The organism is Streptomyces sp. NPDC104096 (genome assembly GCF_055584385.1).
In genome coordinates this window covers 32,343-52,922 of the sequence record NZ_JBVJMD010000043.1, presented here as the reverse complement: position 1 = coordinate 52,922, position 20,580 = coordinate 32,343, and the positions used below count along the sequence as shown (strand labels likewise).

The 20,580-nt window shown below is 73.5% G+C and carries 17 protein-coding genes; 2 read left to right on the top strand and 15 right to left on the bottom strand.

From position 1 onward, the window contains the following. The first annotated feature begins 31 nt into the window (after positions 1-31). Complete coding sequence (gene paaI / locus ACZ60B_RS31860; RefSeq protein WP_469393101.1) at positions 32-493, top strand: hydroxyphenylacetyl-CoA thioesterase PaaI; 462 nt, start codon at positions 32-34, stop codon at positions 491-493. 5 nt (positions 494-498) lie between these two features. On the opposite strand, the gene ACZ60B_RS31855 is transcribed toward paaI, so the two are convergent. The 8 genes from ACZ60B_RS31855 to ACZ60B_RS31820 form a co-directional block, all read right to left on the bottom strand. Then, positions 499-1,104, bottom strand: a complete 606-nt coding sequence (locus ACZ60B_RS31855) for a TIGR03086 family metal-binding protein (protein WP_469393099.1) — start codon at positions 1,102-1,104, stop codon at positions 499-501. Between the two features lie 2 nt (positions 1,105-1,106). Further along, the gene (locus ACZ60B_RS31850; RefSeq protein ID WP_469393097.1) at positions 1,107-2,507 is read right to left on the bottom strand and encodes a KamA family radical SAM protein; all 1,401 of its coding nucleotides are present in this window, start codon (positions 2,505-2,507) and stop codon (positions 1,107-1,109) included. Between the two features lies 1 nt (position 2,508). Next, the gene (locus tag ACZ60B_RS31845) at positions 2,509-3,942 is read right to left on the bottom strand and encodes a class-II fumarase/aspartase family protein (protein WP_469393095.1); all 1,434 of its coding nucleotides are present in this window, start codon (positions 3,940-3,942) and stop codon (positions 2,509-2,511) included. A 2-nt stretch (positions 3,943-3,944) separates the two neighbouring features. Further along, positions 3,945-6,029, bottom strand: a complete 2,085-nt coding sequence (locus ACZ60B_RS31840) for an FAD/NAD(P)-binding protein (RefSeq protein ID WP_469393093.1) — start codon at positions 6,027-6,029, stop codon at positions 3,945-3,947. 72 nt (positions 6,030-6,101) lie between these two features. Continuing rightward, positions 6,102-7,832, bottom strand: a complete 1,731-nt coding sequence (locus ACZ60B_RS31835; protein WP_469393091.1) for a class I adenylate-forming enzyme family protein — start codon at positions 7,830-7,832, stop codon at positions 6,102-6,104. After that, positions 7,829-9,184, bottom strand: coding sequence for a flavin monoamine oxidase family protein (locus tag ACZ60B_RS31830; protein WP_469393089.1), 1,356 nt, complete (start codon positions 9,182-9,184; stop codon positions 7,829-7,831). The genes ACZ60B_RS31835 and ACZ60B_RS31830 overlap by 4 nt, the downstream gene beginning before the upstream one ends. Then, positions 9,181-9,402 carry a phosphopantetheine-binding protein gene (locus tag ACZ60B_RS31825; RefSeq protein WP_469393088.1) on the bottom strand — a complete coding sequence of 74 codons (222 nt, stop codon included), beginning with the start codon at positions 9,400-9,402 and terminating at the stop codon, positions 9,181-9,183. Before ACZ60B_RS31825 ends, ACZ60B_RS31830 begins: the two co-directional genes overlap by 4 nt. Before the next feature lie 244 nt (positions 9,403-9,646). Beyond that, on the bottom strand, positions 9,647-11,161 hold the full coding sequence (locus ACZ60B_RS31820) for an amino acid adenylation domain-containing protein (RefSeq protein WP_469393086.1): 1,515 nt from the start codon (positions 11,159-11,161) through the stop codon (positions 9,647-9,649). Between the two features lie 335 nt (positions 11,162-11,496). Here ACZ60B_RS31820 and ACZ60B_RS31815 point away from each other — a divergent pair, with 335 nt between their 5' ends. Continuing rightward, positions 11,497-11,919: an acyl-CoA thioesterase gene (locus ACZ60B_RS31815; protein WP_469393084.1), complete on the top strand. Its 423-nt coding sequence runs from the start codon at positions 11,497-11,499 to the stop codon at positions 11,917-11,919. Between the two features lie 49 nt (positions 11,920-11,968). Here the strand turns inward: ACZ60B_RS31815 and ACZ60B_RS31810 are convergent, their stop codons facing one another. The 7 genes from ACZ60B_RS31810 to ACZ60B_RS31780 all read right to left on the bottom strand — a co-directional run bounded on the left by ACZ60B_RS31810 (position 11,969) and on the right by ACZ60B_RS31780 (position 20,548). Then, positions 11,969-12,313: a chorismate mutase family protein gene (locus ACZ60B_RS31810; protein ID WP_469393082.1), complete on the bottom strand. Its 345-nt coding sequence runs from the start codon at positions 12,311-12,313 to the stop codon at positions 11,969-11,971. A gap of 89 nt (positions 12,314-12,402) precedes the next feature. Further along, on the bottom strand, positions 12,403-13,668 hold the full coding sequence (locus tag ACZ60B_RS31805) for an ATP-grasp domain-containing protein (protein ID WP_469393080.1): 1,266 nt from the start codon (positions 13,666-13,668) through the stop codon (positions 12,403-12,405). Between the two features lie 24 nt (positions 13,669-13,692). Beyond that, on the bottom strand, positions 13,693-14,982 hold the full coding sequence (locus ACZ60B_RS31800) for an MFS transporter (RefSeq protein WP_469393078.1): 1,290 nt from the start codon (positions 14,980-14,982) through the stop codon (positions 13,693-13,695). 58 nt (positions 14,983-15,040) lie between these two features. Next, positions 15,041-16,288 carry an aminotransferase class I/II-fold pyridoxal phosphate-dependent enzyme gene (locus tag ACZ60B_RS31795; RefSeq protein WP_469393076.1) on the bottom strand — a complete coding sequence of 416 codons (1,248 nt, stop codon included), beginning with the start codon at positions 16,286-16,288 and terminating at the stop codon, positions 15,041-15,043. Continuing rightward, entirely contained in the window at positions 16,285-17,229 is a 945-nt protein-coding gene (locus ACZ60B_RS31790; RefSeq protein WP_469393074.1) for a prephenate dehydrogenase/arogenate dehydrogenase family protein, read from the bottom strand. The genes ACZ60B_RS31795 and ACZ60B_RS31790 overlap by 4 nt, the downstream gene beginning before the upstream one ends. Next, positions 17,226-19,298 (bottom strand): aminodeoxychorismate synthase component I, encoded by a 2,073-nt coding sequence (gene pabB / locus ACZ60B_RS31785; RefSeq protein WP_469393072.1) that lies wholly within the window; start codon positions 19,296-19,298, stop codon positions 17,226-17,228. Before pabB ends, ACZ60B_RS31790 begins: the two co-directional genes overlap by 4 nt. Next, positions 19,295-20,548: a HemK family protein methyltransferase gene (locus ACZ60B_RS31780; protein ID WP_469393070.1), complete on the bottom strand. Its 1,254-nt coding sequence runs from the start codon at positions 20,546-20,548 to the stop codon at positions 19,295-19,297. The genes pabB and ACZ60B_RS31780 overlap by 4 nt, the downstream gene beginning before the upstream one ends. Positions 20,549-20,580 lie beyond the last annotated feature (32 nt).

Here is a 20,580-nt window from a genome sequence, read left to right as displayed (position 1 = left end):
CTCCTCGAAGCCAAAAGACAAGGGGAATTCGATGACGGGGACGGAAACCACCGGTACGCGCACGGTCGACGCGGAACGCGCCGCGCGGCAGCGGGCCGAGGAGCTGTACGCCACGGACCGGACGTGCGCGATGCTGGGCATCGCCCTCAAGGACGCCGGCCCGGGCCGGGCGACCGTGCGGATGCGGGTCGCCGAGGGCATGGTCAACGGCCACGGAACGGCCCACGGGGGCTTTCTGTTCCTGCTGGCCGACGCGGCCTTCGCCTTCGCCTGCAACACCCACGGCCCGGCGACCGTGGCGCAGGGCGCCCAGGTCACCTTCCTGCGGCCGGCCGAGCCCGGCGACGAGTTGACCGCCGAGGCGGTCGAACGCAGCCGGTTCGGCCGCAGCGGTGTGTACGACGCCACCGTGCGCCGGTCGGACGGGACGGTCATAGCGGAGTTCCGGGGCCAGAGCCACATGCTCGGCCGACCGGTCCGGCAGACGGACTGAGCAGGTCACTTCGGCGACCACCGCGGGTCACGGCCGAGGACCAGCAGCAGCCGGTCCTCGGCGCTCTCCCGCCCGCTCGGGGCGAGCGCCGGCCGGAACGCCGCACCCGGGCGCTCCCGCGCGGGCCCCTCGGGCACCTCCGTGCGGGCCACCTCCGCGGCGGCGTCCAGAAGGTCCGTGTCGTACGCCGCCGGGATCCCGAGCGAGGCTGCCACGTCCCAGCCGTGCACCACGTAGTCGAGGAAGTGGAAGCTGATCGCGCGGGCGCCGGGGAAACGCATCTTCGGGTGGATCTCCGGCAGCCAGAACTCCCGCTCCGGCACGCCCTCGACGGCGAACGCGGTCAGGACCGCCTCGACGGCCTCGGCGTAGGCGCGCCCCGGGTCCTGGAGCGGCTCCTCCTCCCACACCGACGCGTCGGTGGTCTCGCCCCCGGCGGCCGCGGCGAACCCCAGGTGCTGCGCCGTCATATGGTCCAGCAGCCGGCGCAGCGTCCAGCCCGCGCAGGGCGTGGGGACATCCCACTGGTCGTCCCGCACCTCCGCGACGATCTCGGCACTGCGCAGCACCGCGCGGCGGTCGAGGTCACGGATGCTCTCCCGGATGGTCATCGTCAGCCTTCTTTCCTGTGTCCGTTCTCGCGCCACCAGCGCCGGCCCGACTCGCCCAGTGTGGAGATCGGGTCGTAGAACGGGTAGCGGCGCGTGAGCGCGTCCGGGTCGTCGAGCTCGATCCCGGTGCGGTAGTTCTTGGTCCAGTGCGAGACACCCAGCTCGCGGTCGTAGTCGGCGAGTTGGTGCACCCAGCGCTTGCCGACCCAGGGCACGTCGCAGACGATCCGCGGGGTGGCGTAGCCCGGCAGGTAGCCCATGATGCGGTGCTGGAGGTCCTGCGCCTCCCACACCGCGACCCGCCAGTGCTCGGCGTTGGGGATCATGTCGCACATGTAGAAGTAGTAGGGCAGGATGTTCGCCTCGCCCTGGAGCGCCATGCTCAGGTCGAGCAGCGCCTTGGGCGTGGTGTTGACCCCGCGCATCAGCACGCCCTGGTTGCGGATGTCCCGGACGCCGACGTCCAGGGCCGTCCGGGCCGCCTCGGCCACCAGCGGGGTGACCGACTGGACATGGTTGACGTGGGTGTGCACGGCGAGGTTGACCGACCGTCGGGCGGCGGTACGCGCCACCCGCTCCAGGCCCTCGACCACCTGCCGCTGGAGCCAGTGCTGGGGCAGTCCGGCCAGGGCCTTGGTGGCCAGCCGGATGTCCCGGACGCTCTCCAGGTCCAGCAGCCGCATCAGGAACGACTCCAGGCGCGGCCAGGGGACGTTGGCCACGTCCCCGCCCGAGACGACGACGTCGCGCACCCCGGGCGTGCGCTTGAGGTAGTCGATGATCTGGTCCTGGCGGTCGGCCGGCATCAGGGTGAGCTTGAGCTTGTCCACCTGCGGGGTGGAACCGCCCACCAGGTCCATGCGGGTGCAGTGGCCGCAGTACTGGGGGCAGGTGGAGACCAGTTCGGCGAGGACCTTGGTCGGATAGCGGTGGGTCAGGCCCTCCACCACCCACATCTCGGACTCGTGCAGCGAGTCGCGCTCGGCGTAGGGGTGGCTGGGCCACTCGGGGTCGCGGTCGCTCGCCACCGGCAGCATGTAGCGGCGGACCGGGTCGGCGAGGAAGGTCTCGGTGAACGCCACCGGTTCGGTCGGCGCGTGCGGCGCCATGGTGTTGAGCATCTGCGGGGTCAGCAGCATGGACATCGTGGCGAAGCGCCGACGGTCGTCCTCCAGGTCCTCGTAGAAACGGTCCTGGAGCAACGGGCCCATCACGGCCCGCAGTTGCCGGGGATTCTTCACGCAGTGGGCACGCTGCCACTGGGCGTCGCGCCACTGCTGCGGGGTGATGTCGCGCCAGCCCGGCAGGCGTTGCCAGTCGGGCTCCACGAGGAGTGGACGCTCGTACTCGTACGGCTGCTGGGCCTCCAGTGTGCCCGGCACCGTGTCCCTCAGGGCTTCCATCTCAGTCCTCAGCGTTCGATGTGGGGCGGCCGCGATGTCGGTGGAGCACGCGCTCCACCAACTCCTCGGCCGCCCCTAGATAGTTGGCGGGGTCGAGCAGGTCGGCGAGCTTGGTGCCGTCGGGGAGTTCGGTGGACAGGCCGGGCGCGGCCGCCAGTACCTCCTCGAAGGAGCGGCGGGTGGTGACGGCCTCGCGGGCGACATCGGCCAGCAGCCGTTTCGCGGCGGCCTTGCCGAGCAGCGGCGCCAGGACCGCGTTCAGCCGCTCGGAGACGACGGCGCCGCCGGTCAGGCGCAGATTGCGGAGCATGTGGTCGGGGAAGACGTCCAGCCCCTCGGCGAGCCGGGCCGCGGTGTGCGCGGCGCCCGTGGCCAGCCGCAGCGCCTCGCGCAGCGGCTGCCACTCCGACTGCCAGCCGCCCGGGGAGCGTTCGTCCTCGGCGAGCAGACCCTGCCCGAGGACCAGGGCCTGGGCGGGGGCCTGCCGGGCCGCGGACACGATCATCGTGGCGAGCACGGGGTTGCGCTTCTGCGGCATCGCGGAGGAAGCCCCGCTGCCCTCGGCGCCCGGTTCCGCCACCTCGTCCACCTCGGTGCGGGCCATCCCCAGGACGTCGGTCGCGAACTTGCCGAGGCCGCCGGTGACGGCGACCACGGCCCAGCCGAGGTCGGCGAGTGGAGTGCGCACGGTGTGCCAGGGCGCCTCGGGCGCGCGCAGTCCCAGCTCCGCGGCGAACGCGGCGGTCAGCGCGGCCGCGTGACCCGCCGGGGCGGCACCGGCCAGCCGGGCGTACTCCTGGTAGGCGGCGAGCGTCCCGGCGGCGCCGCCGAGCTGGGCGGGCAGCGCCGCCCGCACCCGGCGGACCCGGTCGCTCGCGTCCAGCACCAGGGTGAGCCAGCCCGCCGCCTTCAGCCCGAAGGTGACCGGGACCGCGTGCTGGGTGAGCGTACGGCCGGCCATGGGCGTCGCGGCGTGCTCGGCGGCCAGCCGCGCCAGCGCGTCGGCGGTCCTGCCGAGGTCGGCGTCGATCCGGGTCAGGGTCCGGGCCGCGAGCAGCATGGCGGCGGAGTCCAGGATGTCCTGGCTCGTGCCGCCCCGGTGCACGAACTCGGCGGCCTGCGGATCCTGGGCGGCGACGGCCTCGGTGAGGGCACGGACGAGTTCGACGACGGGATTGGCCGAGGCCCGGGCCCGGCGGGCGAGTCGGGCCGGCTCGACGGGCCGGGACCGTACGACGGCCTCGATCGCGACGACGGCCTGCTCGGGCACCACCCCGAGCCGCGCCTGGGCCCGGGCGAGCGCCACCTCCACGTCGAGCATGGCCGCCACCCACGCCTCGTCGGAGAGGCCGTCCCCGTGGCCCGCCCACACCGGGGACAGCACACCGGCGTCGAGGCCGGGGGCGTCCTCGCCGGACAGGTGTTCCAGGTCCATGGTCAGTCTCCTTCGACGGTGGCGACGGGCCGGGCGAGACGGGCCGCCGGGCCCGCCGCCAGGCAGGCCCGGGCGATGGCGTCCGCGTCGCCGAGGATGACCGAGTCCGAGCCGGGCCTGATGCCCGCCGCGGTGGCCCAGTGGACCGACTCGGTGGGAATGCCGAAGGCGAACCGGCGCGGATGCACGGTCCCGGACCACTCCACCAGCCGGTACGGCTTCTGCGTGACCGCCAGCCCGCCCGTGCGGTGGCTGTCGCCGTCGCGGGCGGCGCCGGCGATCGCGTAGGCGCGCGCGGCCCCCTGCGTCATGAGGTCCCGCAGCAGCGGATCCCCCGTCGTGCGCACGTCGACCTGCGGCAGCCGCGCCTCGACGAGCGTCGACACCTCCTGCTCGGAGCCGGGGACCCGGGGGGAGCCCACGACGAACGCCTTGCCCTCGGCCGACGGGCGCACCGTCATACCGGGGCCGACGACGTGCAGGACGCCGGCCTCGATCAGCGCGGCCATCTCCTCGATGCGGGCCGGCGGCGGCCCGATGGAGACGTACGCGTTGAGCGGCGTGTACCAGGACTCCAGGTCGTCGCGGTAGGAGGCGCCGGTGATGCCGGAGTGGTCGACGACGAGCCGCACCTCGTTGCGCAGGTCGCGCATCACGTCCAGGGCGGCCTTCAGCGGACCCCGGACGTTGCCGCGGTGCGCCTCCCGCACGTCCTGGCGCAGATGCTCCAGCAGCCAGTCGTGGAAGTCCGCCGGGCCGGTGAACTCCCGTTCCCCGTACGGACGGGAGACGCGCTCCCAGTCCCAGCGCAGGGCGTCGGGGACCCCGAACCTGCGCAGCAGCCGCCGCTCGGCCTCCGACCCGGCCGTGCCGCCGCCCGGGTCCGCGCCGACGGCAGCGACACCGCCCGCGTCCGCGAGACCGGCCGTGTCCGCGCCGACGGCCGCACGAGCGTCCGCGTCCGCGCCGATGGCGGTACGACCGTCCGGGTCCGCGCCGACGGCCGCCCCGTACTCGCCGAGGAAGACGTCCGCGTCGTACCGGCCGCGCTCCTGGGCGATCAGCGCGTGGTAGTAGACGGCCCGGACCTCCAGGTCGACCAACGGCCACACGTCCCGGGCGAACCCGACCGGCTCGCCCGCCCGGCGCCGCGCCCGCAGCCGGCCGATGACCCGCTCGGTGAGGAACAGGGGGTGGTGGCGCCCGGTGGCTCCCTTCTGGTTCTCGCCACGGGCGTGGTACGGCACGCCCCGCCGGGACCCGGCGACCAGCACGGGTTCGTCGCCGGACGGCCGGTAGCGCAGCGTCCCCCGCTCGCGGGCGAAGGAGCCGCCGCGCCCGGTGGTGAGCAGCGCCATGTGGTCGAAGAAGTTCAGCCCCATACCCCGAAGGGCGACCCGTTCGCCGGGGGCGATCCGCTCCAGCGGTGCCTCGGCGGGGTTGCCGGGCGGGATGTAGCCGAGGCCGTGCCGCGCGGCGAAGGCGTCCAGTTCCTGCTCCGGCCCGGTCAGCGGCATGTCGACGTGACCCACCGCCAGCACGACGGCGTCCAGGCCGGTCAACCGGGTGCCGTTGGCCAGGGTGACCGTCTGCGTGCCGCCCGGTTCGTCGCGGACCGACACGGCGGGCGTGCCGTGCGGCTCGATCGCTATGTGGTCGGGGACGGTGCGCACCAGTCGGTCGAACACCCAGCCCAGATAGCGCCCGTACAGGGCCCGGGTCGGGTAGGAGTCCGGGCCGAGCCGGGCGGCCTCCTCGTACACGTGCGGCGGGTAGGGGACGAACGGCTCCAGCCGCTCCAGCAGCCTCGCCCACTCGTACAGGCTCGGGCCGTGCGAGACGGGCCCCTCGCAGGTCACGCTCTCGTCGGTGAACATCGTCACCTGTGAGGCGACGGTGTTCATCAGCAGCATCGGGGGCTGGTTCACCCGCCAGACCCGGCTGCCCAGCCGCAGATACGGATCCACGAGGTGCAGCACGGTCCGCTGCCCGGTGGCCGCGGCGTTGGCGCAGACGCGCTCCACGACGGACAGACCTCGCGGCCCGGCCCCGATCACGCACAGGGTTGTGCCGTCGCTCTCCAGCATGAGGGAGTTCAACCTTCGCTCGATGTGACGACTTCGGACGGATCGGGGCCGGGCCGGCGACGGCTCGGGACCTCAGCCGTCGGTGGACGCGGAGCCGGGGTCGGTGAGGAGGGTGGCCCAGCGGGTCCGCAGCTCACGCTTGAGGGCCTTGCCGGTGACCCCGGTGGGGTAGTCGGCGAGGTCCCGCGCGACGATCACCGCGGCGAGCTGCTCCAGTCCGGCCGCGGCGAGCGCCTTGCCGGTCCGCGCGAGCAGCTCGCCGGGGGAGGGCTCCGCCACCCCGGGCTGGAGCCGCACCACGGCGATCGGGCGCTGCCCCCGGCCGTCGGCCGCGGGCACGCCGACGACGGCGCAGTCCTGGACCACGTCGCCGCAGTCGGCGAGCAGCACCTCCTCGATCGGGAGGCTGTAGACGGGACCCTCCTCGGTGTCGATGACGTCCACGGTCCGGTCGAGGTGGTAGAAGTTGCCGTCCTCGTCCTTGCGGGCGACATCGCCGGTCAGCCAGTAACCGTCGAGCTCGAAGCTGCGGGTCAGCTCGGGGTCGTTCCAGTAACCGGGGGTGCGCGAGGGTGTCTTGACGGCCAGCAGGCCGACGGTGCCGACGGGCACCTCGTTGCCCTCGGTGTCCAGGACCGCGGCCGCGGTGACGACCTCGGTGGGCCTGCCGACGCAGCGGTCGTTGCGCTCCGACTCCGGCGTGGTGACCTGCCCGAACAGGGCCATGCCCATCTCGGACGAGCCCAGGCCGTCGATGAACTGCGAGCCGGGCAGGGGCTCTTCGCCGCTGTGGCCGCGGGGCAGCAGCCACGGCTTGATCAGGCCCGCGGGCCGCTCGCCGAGCTGCACCAGTCGCCTGATGTGGCCGTGGTGGGCGCCGTCGCCGGTGTTGAACCAGCTGTGCACCCGGGCGGCGCCCTCGACCGGCAGCTCACCCGTCGCCAGCTCGACGAAGGTGCGCGGGAACGAGGCGACCATGGTCGGCCGGAAGGCCTCCATGACCGGCTCCACGGCCCGCCTGCGCCAGTCGCCCATGACGACGGTGGGCAGCCCGAGCAGGGTGGCGGTCAGGAAGTAGCTGAGCCCGCCCGCGTGGGTGTGCGGCATGAGGGACATCAGCCGGTCCTCGGGCTGGGCCGGGAACCGCTCCATGCGCGGCTGCTTGCCCTCCCAGAACTGCCGGTGGGCGAGCATCGTCGACTTCGGCGTGCCGGTCGTGCCGGAGGAGTGGATGAGCGCGACCACCTCGTCGGCGTCGTGCCGGTAGGGGTACGCGTCCGGCAGCGCGGCGTCCTCGGGGTCGTACGCCCGGATCTCCGCGGTCGGCACGACGAAGCGCGGTCGGCGCCGGTTGCCGTCCGCACGGTACGCCGCCACCAGCCGCGTCGGGTCGTCGGCGACCAGGCCGACCGCGCCGACGTGGTCGATGTAGCGGACCGCGGTGCGCTCCGGCATGGCGTTGTTGATCATCGCCGGGATCGCGCCGAGAGCGGTCAGCGCCAGGAAGTGCAGCAGCGGTTCGAGACCCTCGGCGACGAACACCGCCACCGGCTCGCCCGGCTTGACGCCGTTGGCCCGGTACCAGCGGGCGTACCGGTCGCGCAGGGCGGCGAGGTCGGTGAGGCTGTGGCCGCGCAGGACGACCTGGCCCCGGTGGTCCGTCGAGTGGCTGTAGGCGTACGGGACGGTGTTGTGGGGGTTCGCCTCCAGCGCCTTCTGGAGGAAGTTGCCGGCGCCCAGGGTGGGGTCGGTCATGAACTGCTGTCGTACGGACAGCGGGGCTATGGGGCTGAGGTCGCTCACAGTGCGCTCCCTGAGGTCGGGTGATCGTGGGCGGCCTCGGCGGCAGCCCGGTGGCCGGAGCGGATGGCGCCTTCCATCAGCCCGAAGAACTCTGTGCTCGTCTCCGTGCCGGCCCAGTGGACGCGGCCGTGCGGGCGGGTCAGTCCGGGACCCTGGGCGATCCAGTCGCCGGGGCCGAACAGGGCCGCGTAGCAACCGCGGCTGTAGGGCTCGTCCAGCCAGTCGGTGACGTGGAAGCCGATCGGCTCGGGCAACCCGGGGAAGAGCCGGGCGGCCTGGGCGACGGCGGCGGCGCGCTGCTCGGCCAGGGGCAGGACCGCGTACCGCTTGGCCTCCTCGCCGGTGACGAAGCCGGTCAGGACGCCCACGCCGCCGGGGGGCGAGTCGTCGACGGTGGACAGCAGCGGTCCGTCCGAGCTGACCGACCAGCCGGACAGACCCATCTCCCGCCACAGCGGCGAGGGGTGGACGAGGTGCACCTTCACCGCGCAGCCGGGCGCCGTGCGTTCGCTGGAGCGCGGCGCGGGCAGGCCGGGCCGGAAGTCGATCCGGTCGGCGAGGACCGGCGGTACGGCGACGATCACGGCGTCGCCCGGGTACGCGCCGCCCGCGGTCCGTACCGTGACGCCGTCGCCGTCCTGCTCCACGGCCAGCACCGGTTCGGCGAGCCGGACGCGGTCGCCGAGGCGGGCGGCCAGCACCTCGCACAACCGGTGGGCGCCGCCGTCGATCCGCGACTCCTGGGCGCCGCCCGCGAAGGCGTTGAGGTAGCGCAGGCCGCCTCCGGAGCGCAGGTAGAACGCCATGTGCAGGACGGAGACGTCGGCCGGGGCGGCCGCCATCATCTCGCCCAGGAACAGCGGGAAGAACAGCCGGGCATCGGGGTGACGGAGGTTCTCCTCGGCCCAGACGGCGGCCGTGGTCGAGTCCAGTCGCTCCGCGTCCGGGGTCAGCCAGGGCGCGTCGACGCGGACCGTGCGCGTCACCTCGTCCAGCAGGTCGAAGAGCTCGCCCAGCGCGACCCCGCTCAGCGGCGGGAAGCGGCCCGGCACGCTCCGCGCGTCCGGAGCGGTCGCGTCCGGGGTGGTGAGGGCGAACCGGCTGGCGCCCTCCATGGTGGTGGGTACGGCCTTCAGGTCGGTCTCGGCCATCAGTGCCAGCAGTTCGGTGTGCCGCTCGCCCAGGTAGGCGGCGCCCGCGTCGGCCCAGCTGCCCTGCGCCACCTCGATGCCGTGCATCCGGCCGCCGACCCGGTCGCGCGCCTCCAGCACCTGGACGTCCACGCCCCGGGCGGCGAGGTCGGTGGCGGCGGTCAGGCCGGCCAGGCCCGCGCCGACGACGAGGACCTTCACCGGGTCACGCCCGCGATCTTCTTGGCCAGCGCGTCCGGGGTGGGTGCGTCGAGGAGGTCCTCGAACGACAGCTCCACGCCCCGCTCCCGGGCGACGGCGCTCAGGACGCGCGTGCCGAGCAGGGAGTCCCCGCCCAGCAGGAAGAAGTCGGAGTCCGCGGTGATGTCGTCCGTCTCCAGCACGCGTCGGAAGATCTCGACCATGTCGTCAGCGCTCATCGACTGTCCTCTTCTGTGTTGCCGTTGATGCACGGGAGCCGTTGATGTCGTGGTGCGGGGCGCGGCCGGGGCCGGGCCGCTGGGCGGCGCCGTGTGGGCGGGTGCCGTGATGCGGGGCGGTGCCGTGATGCGGGGCGGTGCCGTGATGCCGGGCGATGGCGTACGTCGGCCCGTGTCCGTACGACGGTCGGTGTCCGTGCGCCGGGCGATGCCCGTACGCCGGTCGGCGCCCGTGTGCCGCCGGTCAGTTCGTGGGGCGCGGCTGCGTGGCCGCGGGGGCGTGCCGGTGGTGGGTCGCGGCGCGGTCGATCTTGCCGCTGGCGGTGTAGACGAGTTCGGGCACGACGGTGACCCGGTGCGGCACGAGGTGGTTGGGCACGGTCTCGCGCAGATACGCCAGGACGTCCCCGGCGAGGGTGTCGCTCGCGTGGTCGTACCCGGCCACGAGGTAGGCGGCCATGGTGGTGCGGCCCGCGGTCTGCGTGCCCACGACGGCGGCGGCGCCGACCGAGGGGTAGGCGGTCAGGTGGGCCTCGACCTCCGCGGGGTCCACGCGGATACCGCGGACCTTGATCTCCGCGTCGAGCCGTCCCTCGTGGACGAGGAGGCCGTCCGGCCGCCGGCCGACCCGGTCGCCGGTGCGGAACCAGCGCTCGGGTCCGTCCGGGCCCTCGCGGGTGACGAAGCGCTCGGCGGTGACCTCCGGCAGGTTCCGGTAGCCGAGGGCCAGCGCGGGTCCGGAGACCAGCAGTTCGCCGTCGTCGCCGATGTCGTCGCGGACATGCGGCAGCGGGGCGCCGATGGGCACCCGGCCGCCGTCCGTTCCCCAACGGGCGGCGTCGTCCGGGGCCTTGGGGCCGTGCAGGTCGACGGCGTGGGTGATCAGGGTGGTCTCGGTGCAGCCGTAGGTGTTGATCAGCCGGATGTGCCCAGTGTCCAGGGCGCGCCAGTCCGCCAGCCGGGCCGCGCCGACGGCCTCGCCGCCGATGACGACGGTCCGGACGGAGTCGGGCAGTGCCGCCCCGTCGTCCGCGAGGTGGCGGACGAGCTCGTGCCAGAAGGCGGTGGGCAGGTCGAGCAGGGTGACGCGCTCGGCGGCGACGGTCTTCAGCAGCCGGGACAGCGAGCCGGTGTACGCCTCGTCGTGGAAGACCAGGGTCGCGCCGGCGGTGAGGGCGGGGAGGATCTCCTCGAAGCAGGTGTCCCAGTTGAGCGACGCGAACTGAAGGACGCGGTCGGTGGGCGCGAGGCCGAAGAGCTCGCGCAGCGAGGCGACCGAGGCGTCGACGGCGCGCCGGGGGGTGAGGACCGGCTTGGGCGCACCGGTGGAGCCGGAGGTGAAGAGGGTGTACGCCGGACGCTCGGGGTCGACCGCTCCTGCGTCGGCCGGCCCGTCGTCGACCGGTCCGGGGTTGTCGGCAGGCTCGGCGGCCAGGACGCGCAGTACGCCCTCGGTGCCCTCGGGCACCGAGGCCCCGGGCCGCGCCGCGATCACGGTCGTGCAGCCGGCGGACTCCAGCAGCGCCCGCTGCCGGGCGGCGGGGAAGGCCGGATCGACGGGGCAGTAGGTGCCCCCGGCGGCGAGCACGCCCAGCATGGCGACGACGGTCGCCGGCGAGCGGTCGGTCAGCACCGCGACGACCCCGGGCGACGGGCCGAGCCGCGTCGCCGTCGCACGGACCTGGAGCAGCAGTTGCGCGTAGCTCAGTTCACGTCCGTTGTGGGAGATCGCCGGCTCGTCGGGACGTCTACGGGACATCCTTGTCAGGATGCCGATTAAGTCCGCCATCAGATTCGCTTTCCATTAGGCGCCATGACGGCTGTTTCCAGCGGGCCGAGGAATCCATGAATTAAATTCTCGTCTCAGCCGGGTTACGGCATCGACGCTAACACTGGCGCACCCCTCGGAGTCAACCAGAATATTGGTGTGAGTCGGGTCACATGGGAATCTCTTACCGAAGAGTTCCGCTTTTTATGAACGGAATACATCGTTCCTTCGGCATTTCGCGGCGTCCCGGTCCGCCGAGGCATGGTTGCACGGAGATCGCGACTGGGGTATGAAGTGAGAAAATAACCGGAGGAGGGCCGTCGAGTATGACAGAGCCGTTTCAGGTACGAATCGTCGTCCGCGGGTACGAGCTCGACACGCAGGGACACCTCAACCAGGCCATCTACCTGCAATATTGCGAGCATGCACGGTGGGAGAGCCTGCGCGCCGCGGGCATCTCCCAGGACAAGTTGATTTCCACCCGAATTGGTCCGGCCGTGCTTGAGAACACCATGCGGTTCCGGAACGAACTGCGTGGCGGTGATGAAGTCGACGTTACGTGTAAGTGGGTGTGGGGCGAAGGTAAAATCTTCCACGTCGAGCAGCAGATCATCCGGGCCGACGGCGTCGTGGCGGCCGAACTGTCGAGCGTCGCCGGTCTGATCGACCTGGACCGGAGGAAGTTGATCGACAATCCGGCCGAGCATTTCTACAAGCTGACCGAGCACCCCGAATTCATGGGGTTCTGATCGCTGCGTGAAACCGCGGCACCGGCGCCCGTCAGGAGACTTCAGTCGCTTATCGCGGCGGGTCTCCGCGGGCGCCTTCCGTTTCCCTTGTCCGTGCGGATGGGTCTTCCTTCCATGGTGTTCCTCCGTTCATCTCGTCCGTCCCGGGTCGCGGCGGGGCGGCCTGGGACAGCGCCAGCACCGCCCGCCCGATGTCGGTGCCCCGGCCGCCGAGCTGCTCGGCGTACCGGCGCAGTGCCTGGTTCTCCCACGCCAGCTCCGACTGCGGCAGCCCCGCCGAGCGCCGCAACGCGTGGTAGTGATGGGCGAGTTCGGTCCGCCGCAGCACCATCGCGACGATCTGCCCGTCGAGGTTCTCCAGCAGGGCGCGCAGCTCACCCCCGTCCGTGCGCACCGGTTCGTCCGCCTCCGGGCGCGCCGGGACGGCCCGGGGCCGGCACGGACCGCGCGCTGCCGTCTGACGCCTGGACTCCACCGGTGCGCTCACGGGGCCGGCTCGGTGGTCACGGTGATCTTCCCGGCGAGCTGTCGGGCGAGCGAGAGCGCGGCCGCGGTGTCGGGGCCGGTGACCAGGACCTGGCCGACCCGGTCCCAGCTCGCCTCGAGGGGGCGTACGGTGCCGCCCACGTCCACGGTGACGTCCAGCCCGAGGACACCCTCGTGCGTCCGTGTCTCCTCGACGCCCTCGACGCCGGTGACCCGGCCGGGCCGGGCGGTGAGGAAACAGGTCGCGGCGGCGGCGCGGGCCCTTGGGGGCGTCTCGATCGCGGGCAGCACCCCGGCGGCCCAGCCGACGGTGTACGCCTCGATGTCGACGCCGTACGCCGCCTCGACCAGCTCCATGATCCGGTCGCCGCCCGGCCGCCCGTGCGACTCGATCACGCGGGGACCGCGGGAGGTGAGCTTCACCTCGGTGTGGGCGGGACCGTGGCGCAGTCCCACGGCGTCGAGGAAGGCGGTGACACAGTCCCGTACGGACCGCTCGTCGGCGGTCGGCAGACGGGCCGGCAGCGCGTGCCCGGACTCCACGAAGCCGTCGGCGACGCTCTTCTCGGTGACGGCGAGCAGGAGGTGCCGGCCGTCGAAGCTGAGCGACTCCACGCTGTACTCCGGGCCGTCCAGGTACTCCTCCATCAGGAAGCGCCCCACCGGGAAGTAGGCGGCGAACGGGTGCTCGGTGCTGCCGCGCAGCGCGGTGACCGCCTGCCAGGCGTCCTCGACCGCGTCCGGGCCCTCGACCAGACGCACCCCGAAGCTGGCGGCCGCGTCCACCGGCTTCACGACGAAGGGGTGTCCGTGCCGGGCCCCGAACTCCGCCAGCGCGGCCCGGTCCTCGGCCACGGCGGCGGCGACCGCGCCGGGCCGCCCCGCCAGGTGCCGCCGCATCTCGGCCTTGTCGCGCAGCAGTCGGGCGCAGTGGTGGGTGTTGCCGCGCAGCCCCAGCGTGTCGCAGATCAGGCCGACGGGCTCCACCCCGGGTTCGGTGATGGTCGCCACCCCCGAGAAGCCGAACACCCGGTGCGCGGCCGTCACCAGGGGCCGCAGCACGGACCAGTCGGTGTAGTCGACCAGCAGGGCCGCGCGGACCAGGTCGGCGTGCTCGGCCCGGTACTCGTCGGGGCGCTGGACGTTGACGACGTCCAGCCCCAGCCCCCGGGCCTTGCGGACGGTCTCCACCCGCCCGCCGATGAGCAGCACCGTACGGCTGCCGCCGCCCGCCCCCGCGGTCGTACCCGTGTCCGAGCCCATGCGTTCCTCCCCGTTGGTCCCTGGTCAGCCGGTGGCCGGCAGCGTCGTGTCGGCGGCGTCGGCCGGGTGCGTGGCCTCGGCGGCATCCGGTACCGCCTCCCCCCGGCGGGCCAGCGTGCGCTCGCCCCAGCGCACGACCGGCACCATGGCCAGGCCCGCCGCCACGAAGAGGGCGCCGAGCAGGATCCAGCCGGGCGCGCCCCAGTAGACGAGCAGCCCGGTCAGGGCGAGCGGGCCCACGATCTCGGCCACCGTCAGCCCCGACCCGAAGAACGCCTGGTACTGGCCGTGCTTGCCGTCCGGGGCGAGCCCGAAGCTGATCTCCCAGCTCCCGGCCATCGACAGCATCTCGCCCACCGTCTGCACCCCCGCGGCGGCGACCAGCAGCAGCACCGCCGACCAGGCGGAGCCGCCGCTGCCGGAGAAGGCGAAGACGACACAGCCCGCGCCGAGCAGCAGCGCGCCACGCACCACGTACCGTGCCGCGCTCGACAGGTCGGTCACCCCGCGCGCCACCCGCACCTGGAGGACCACCACGGCGAGCGTGTTGAGCATGAACATCACCGACAGCACCCACTTCGGGGCCTCGGTGTGTCCGACGATCCACAGCGGCAGCGCCACGTCGATCAGCGGCATGTGCAGCACGAGGACCAGGTTGAGCAGGCTGACGGCGACATAGGGCCGGTCCCGGAACACCGACTTCGTCCGCTCGCCCGCCGCGGGCGCCGGGGTGGGGGTGACCGGCGGCACCTGCCGGAGCACCAGGGCCCCCGCGGCGAACGCCACCGAGTTCAGCGCGAACGCCGCCAGATACGCCCCGCGCGTGTCGAACAGCAGCACCACGCCGCCGAGCGCGGCACCCAGGGAGAGCCCGGCGTTGTAGCTGGCCTGGAGGACGGCGCGGACCTTGGTGAGGTCCTCCTTGGGCACCACCCCGGCCAGCAGCGCCTGCTGGGCCGCGGAGCCGGCGCGCTGCCCCACCGCGTACAGACACGCGGCCAGCACGAACAGCGGGAAGGAGCGCACGAACAGGTACGAGCCGACAGCGACCGAGGCGCACAGGAAGAAGAACACCGCCGTCCCGCGCGCCCCGCGCCGGTCGGTGACATGCCCCAGCGGCACGCCCAGGGCCAGCGCCACCGTCCAGGCGATGGTCAGCCCGAGGCCGAGCTGGGCCGCGGACAGGCCGACGACCTGGGTGAAGAACAGGGCCGCCGTCACGTAGTACGCGCCGTCACCGGTCCTGCTGATCAGCTGGGCCAGGGCGAGCGTACGTGCCGGTCCGGCCGGAGGGACCAGGCTCCGCTTGTTCATGTGACTCCTTGGACGAGCCCGCCGGGCAGTGGGCTCACTTTCGCGGTGGGGAAGACGGTCAGGGGGTGATCGGGCCGAGCGCTTCCACGGCGGCCGTCAGCTGGGCGGGCTCGTGCAGCGCGGAGAGCGCGAAGCGGATCAGCCCCGTGCCCTTCGCGACGGTCGGGAAGAAGGCGGGCAGCACCAGCACACCGGCCGAGCGCAGCCGCCGCGCGGCCTCGAACGCGGCCTGCTCGGTGGCGAAGTGGGCCCCGCGCACGGGCGAACGCTGCCCGGCGCTGACGAGCCGGCCGTCGGTCAGCCCGTCGAACAGGGCGGCGTTCGCCCACAGCCGCTCCTGGAGCCGGGCCACCTCGCCGTTCAGGTGCAGCCTGGCCGCGGCCACGTCGGCGGCGAGCAGCGGCAGCATGATGGAGTGCCCGAAGACCAGCGGGTTGGCGAACTTGCGCAGCACCCGCACGTCGTCCTCGCCGGGCAGCACGACGAAGCCGCCCGCGCCGCCGAAGGCCTTGGACAGCGAGCCGACCAGCACCACGTTGCCGGGCAGCCCGTCGGGGAAGGCCTCGTAGGCGTAACCGGCGCCGTGCGGGCCGTCGATGGAGATGCCGTGCGCGTCGTCGACGTACAGCAGCCCGCCCGCCTCCTCCAGCGACCGGGCGAGGGAGCGGACGTCGATCAGCCCGCCCATCGAGCCGACGCCGTCGACCAGCGCGACGGGGACGCGGTTCTGTTTCCGCGCGTCGGCCAGCCGTGCCCCGAGGGTCCGCGGGTCCGCGAGGTCGAACCGGTGCACGGGGCCGATCTGCTCCAGGACCCCGCGCAGCACCTGCATCGAGGCGTGCGCGGTCTTCTCCATCAGGAACACCGGGCCGTCGCCCTTGACCGGATAGCCGGGCAGCGCGCCACTGCCCAGCAGTGGCAGCACCCCGAGGTGGACGTTGCCGACGGAGGTGAACGGCACCACGGGGCGGCCGCCGTAGATCTCGCTCAGGAGTTCTTCCAGCTGCCCCAGGTAGACGGGGCGCATCCGGTTGCGCGAGGAGGAGAAGTGCACGCCGAAGCGGCCCAGCGCGTCCTGCGCGGCCGCGACCAGCTCCGGGTGCTCCTCCAGGCCGAGGTAGGAGCAGGAGACGAACTCGACGGCACGGCTGCCGTCCGCGAACTCGACCTCCTTGCCCGCGCGCCCGCTGATGACGTGACCGGTGAGCCCCTCGTCGAAGGCGCGGTCCAGCGCGTCGGTGGTCCTGTCGATCCGGGCGGCGACCCAGTTGGCGGGCCCGGCGGTGCTCGGCTCGTCGGTGATCACGTGTTCTCCTCGGGATCGGCGGGGGAGGGGGCGGGCAGTGCCGTGAACAGCCCGGCGCACACATCCCCGAAGTGGTCGAGTCGCTCGCCGAACACAGCGGCCAGCCGGTGCAGTCGACGCTCGAAGTCCTGCTCGTCGCCGTCGCGGGCGAGGTCGCGCAGCCCGTCCACACCGTGCGCGAGCGCCGCGCGGGCACCCTCGGCGTACGGGTTGGCGGACTGGATGTCCCAGTAGACCTCCGGGGTGCCGGAGGCGATCCGGGCGAGCAGGGCCAGCAGCGTGGTGTGCGGCGGGGGCGCGACGGCGGCCAGTTCCGCGATGTCCGCGCCGAGTTCGGCCAGGGCGTGGCCGAAGGCGAGCACCGTGGCGTGGGTGAGGGCCTGGGACGCGGCGGCCAGCCGGTCGTGCCGCTCGGCGTCCATCCGTACGACGCGTCCCCCGCCGCCGGCGACCAGGCCGAGCAGTTCCTCGGTGAGCGGCCCGTCGCACAGCACGACCGCGGCCACCGGACGTCCGGGCAGGCCGAGTGCCGGGGCGAACATCGGGTTGAGGCCGACCGCCTGGTGCTCGGGCAGCCGGGCCGTGACCGCCTCGGCGATCCGGGACTTCACCGACAGCGTGTCCGCGAGCAGCGCGCCGTGCGGCAGGACGCCGGTCAGGGCACCCACCGCGTCCAGCGCCACCGGCTCGGGCACCGCGAGCACGAGCAGGTCGCACCCGGCCAGCTCGGCGCGCAGCGCGTCGTCCGGCGCCGTGATGTCGCCCTTGAGCAGGCGGACGTCCGGCCTGGTGGTGGCGGGTGCCTCGGGGTCGACGGCACAGACGTCGAGACCGGCGTCGGCGAGCAGCGCGGTGAACAGGCTTCCCACCGCGCCGGATCCGCCGGCCACGACGCAGCGCCGGAGCCCGGGCCCGGCCGGTGCGGACGGACGGGTGTTCATGCGGCCCCCGTTCCGGCGCCGGGCGCGCTGGCGGCGATCGCCGCCGTCATCGCCCGGGACTTCACCAGCGTCTCCTCGTACTCCTCCACCGGGTCGGACAGGGCGATGACGGCCCCGCCGACCCCGAAGGACGCCCCCTGCGGGGAGGCCACGATGGTCCGGATGACGATGCTGAGATCGGCGGCGCCGCTCAGCGAGAACCAGCCGAGCGCACCCGAGTAGACGCCGCGCGGACCCGCCTCCAGCCGGTCGATGATCTCCAGGGTGCGCAGCTTGGGCGCCCCGGTCATCGACCCGCCCGGGAAGCAGGCCCGCACACAGTCCACCGCGGACGTGCCCGGGCGCAGCGTGCCGCGCACGGTGCTGACGAGCTGGTGCACGGGCGGGTACGTCTCGACGTCGAACAGCTTGGGCACATGGACGGAGCCGACCTCGCACACGGTGTTGAGGTCGTTGCGCAGCAGGTCCACGATCATCAGGTTCTCGGCGCGGTCCTTCGCGCTGCCGCGCAGTTCCTCCGCCAGCGCGGCGTCCTCCTCGGGCGTGACGCCGCGCGGCCGGGTCCCCTTGATCGGCTTGGACTCGGCGACCCCGTCGACCCCGATCGACAGGAACCGCTCCGGCGAGGCACTGAGCACCGCCACCCCGGGGAAGTCCAACAGGGCGCCGTAGGGGACGGGGCTGATGCCGCGCATCAGCCGGTAGGTGTCCAGCGGGTCGAGCACCGTCGGCGAGGTGACCATGTTGGTGAGGCAGATCTCGTACGACTCACCGTTGCGGATCTCCTCCAGGCACTCGTCGATGCGCGCCAGGTAGTCCTCACGGCCGTGCCGCGGCACCAGGGACGCCGCGGCCAGCGGGACCGCGTCGGTCAGCGGGCGCCGCTGCCGAGGGATTTCCGCGGGCAGCACGTCGAGCCGGCCCGCGGTGCTGTCCAGCCACTTGAGGGCGTCCGGGTCGTCCGGCGAACCGCCCAGGCACAGCAGGTACGTCGTCCGCTCGGCGTGGTCGACGACGACCGCGCGGTCCGCGAAGAGCAGCGCGGCGTCGGAGGTGGGCGAGGTGTGCGCGGCGGCGGCCCCGGTCTCGGCCTTGAGCTCGTAGCCGAGGTAGCCGACGTAGCCGAGGTTGAAGGCGAACGGCAGCGAGTCGTCGGCGGGCAGCGCGCGGCGGCGCAGCTGCTCGCCGAGGTAGTCGAAGAACCCCTGCGACAGCTCCTCGTCGGGCCGTCCGGCGCGCTCCACCCGCACCGTCCGGGTGGCGACCCGGTAGGTGACGTACTCGGCGAGCGGTCCCGTGCCGTCCCCCAGCGCGGAGAAGCGGGCGTTGCCGTCGGCGTGCGAGCCGCTGTCCAGCCAGAAGCTGTGCCGCCGGCCGGCGAACAGCTCCGCGTAGACGGTCGCCGTGTCGGGCGCCCCGGCCAGCCGGCGCACCAGCAGGTGGTACGGCGTCGGCGGCACCGTGGCTCGGACCCGCCCGCGGCGGCCCCGGGTCAGATCGCGGAAGTTGGCCAGCAGTTCGCGCCCGTACTCGGTGGAGATGGACTCGGGGTGGAACTGCACGCCCCACACCGGCTCGGTGCGGTGGCGCAGCCCCATCAGCACGCCGTCCTCGGTCCAGGCCAGGCCCTCCAGATCGTCGGAGAGCGCGGTGACGGCCAGCGAGTGGTAGCGCACCACGGAGAAGGGCGACGGGAGCCCGGCGAAGATGTCCTGCCCCTCGTGGCGCACCGATGAGACCCGGCCGTGCATCGGTTCGGGCGCGTGCTCGACCGTACCGCCGAACAGTCCGGCGATGCCCTGGTGACCGAGGCACACGCCGAGCACGGGCAGTCCGGCCTCGCGGATCGCGCGGGCGCTCACCCCGAAGTCCCGCTCCCGGTCCGGGCGTCCGGGCCCCGGCGAGACGACGATGTTGTCGTGGTCGGCCAGGTCCAGGCCGGACCAGTCGACGTCGTTGCGCACCACGGTCGGCGGCCGACCGTTCACCTCGCCGAGCAGTTGGTAGAGGTTGTAGGTGAAGGAGTCGTAGTTGTCGATGAGGAGCGTGCGCACCGGGCGGGGGGTCATGAGCCGTCCCCCGCGACCGGCCGCCGCGCGGCGGGCTCCCCGTCGATGACGAGGTCCTCCACCCGGCAGGTCTCCTCGATGACCAGGTCGTACAGGCGGCGCAGGAACGCCCGGTCGACGCCGTGCTCGGCTCCGTAACGGGCGGCGCGCTCCTGGACGATGCCGATCCGGTGCGGCTGCATCATCGGCACCGCGTGCTCGCGCTTGTGCTCCGCGATCCGTACACAGCACTCGATGCGGGTCCTGAGGGTGTCCAGCAACCGGACGTCGATCTGGTCGAGTTCGGCGCGCAGTTGCGCCAGACCGGCCTCGGCGGCCGAGGCCGTCGGCATGGCGCCGCCCCTCCCGTCGTCAGCCGAGCGGTACGTCGTCGTGGCGCGGGGGCGGTCCTCCTGGTCGCGGTGGCCCTCGCCGCGCGCGAACGCGCCGGTCGCGGCGAGCAGTTCGGGCACCACGTCGCTCTGCGCGTCCCCGTGCTCGATCGCCAGGCCGCCGCCCTGACGCAGCAGCCGTGTCGCGCACTCGACGACGCCCCGGATGACGTCGAGGCCGTCGGCTCCGGCGAAGACGGCCCGGCGGGGGTGGTGCACGCCCCACTCCGGCAGCAGCTCCGTACCCAGGGGCACGTACGGCGGGTTGGCGAGCACCAGGTCCACCCGGCCGTCGAGCATGGCGAGCAGCCCCGGGTCCGTGACGTCCCCCGCGTGCACGGTGACCGGGGTGTCGCCGAGCGCCGCCCGGGTGGCGGCGTTGTGCCGCGCGCAGTCGAGCGCGGCCGCGTCGAGGTCGACGGCGTGCACCTCGGCGTCGGGCCTGGCGTGCGCGAAGGCCAGCGCCAGCGCCCCCGAGCCCGTGCACAGGTCGACCACCACCGGCGCCCGCTTCGCGCGGACCGCCGACAGGCCCCAGGCCAGCAGCAGTTCGGTGGGGAACCGCGGTACGAACACGTCCTCGGTGACCGCGACCTCGATGCCGCCGAGCCGGGCCCGCCCGGTGAGGTGGCCGAGCGGGATCCGGGCGGCGCGGCGCGCCACGAGGGCGCGCAGTTCCTTCGCGGCGGCCGCCGGCACCGGCTCCCTCGCCGGCTCCGGGGCTCTGTCCGCGAGGCCCAGCACATGCGCCGCCAGGGCCTCCGCGTCCTCGCGCGGGCTCCATACGCGGGCCTCGGCGAGCGTGCGCTCCGCTTCCCGGAGCAGGACGTCGAGGTACTCCTCGTCCTCGACGTGATGTGCGAGTGACTGGTCGGACACGGTCCGTCGGTCCTTTCCCCGTATGCGTGTCG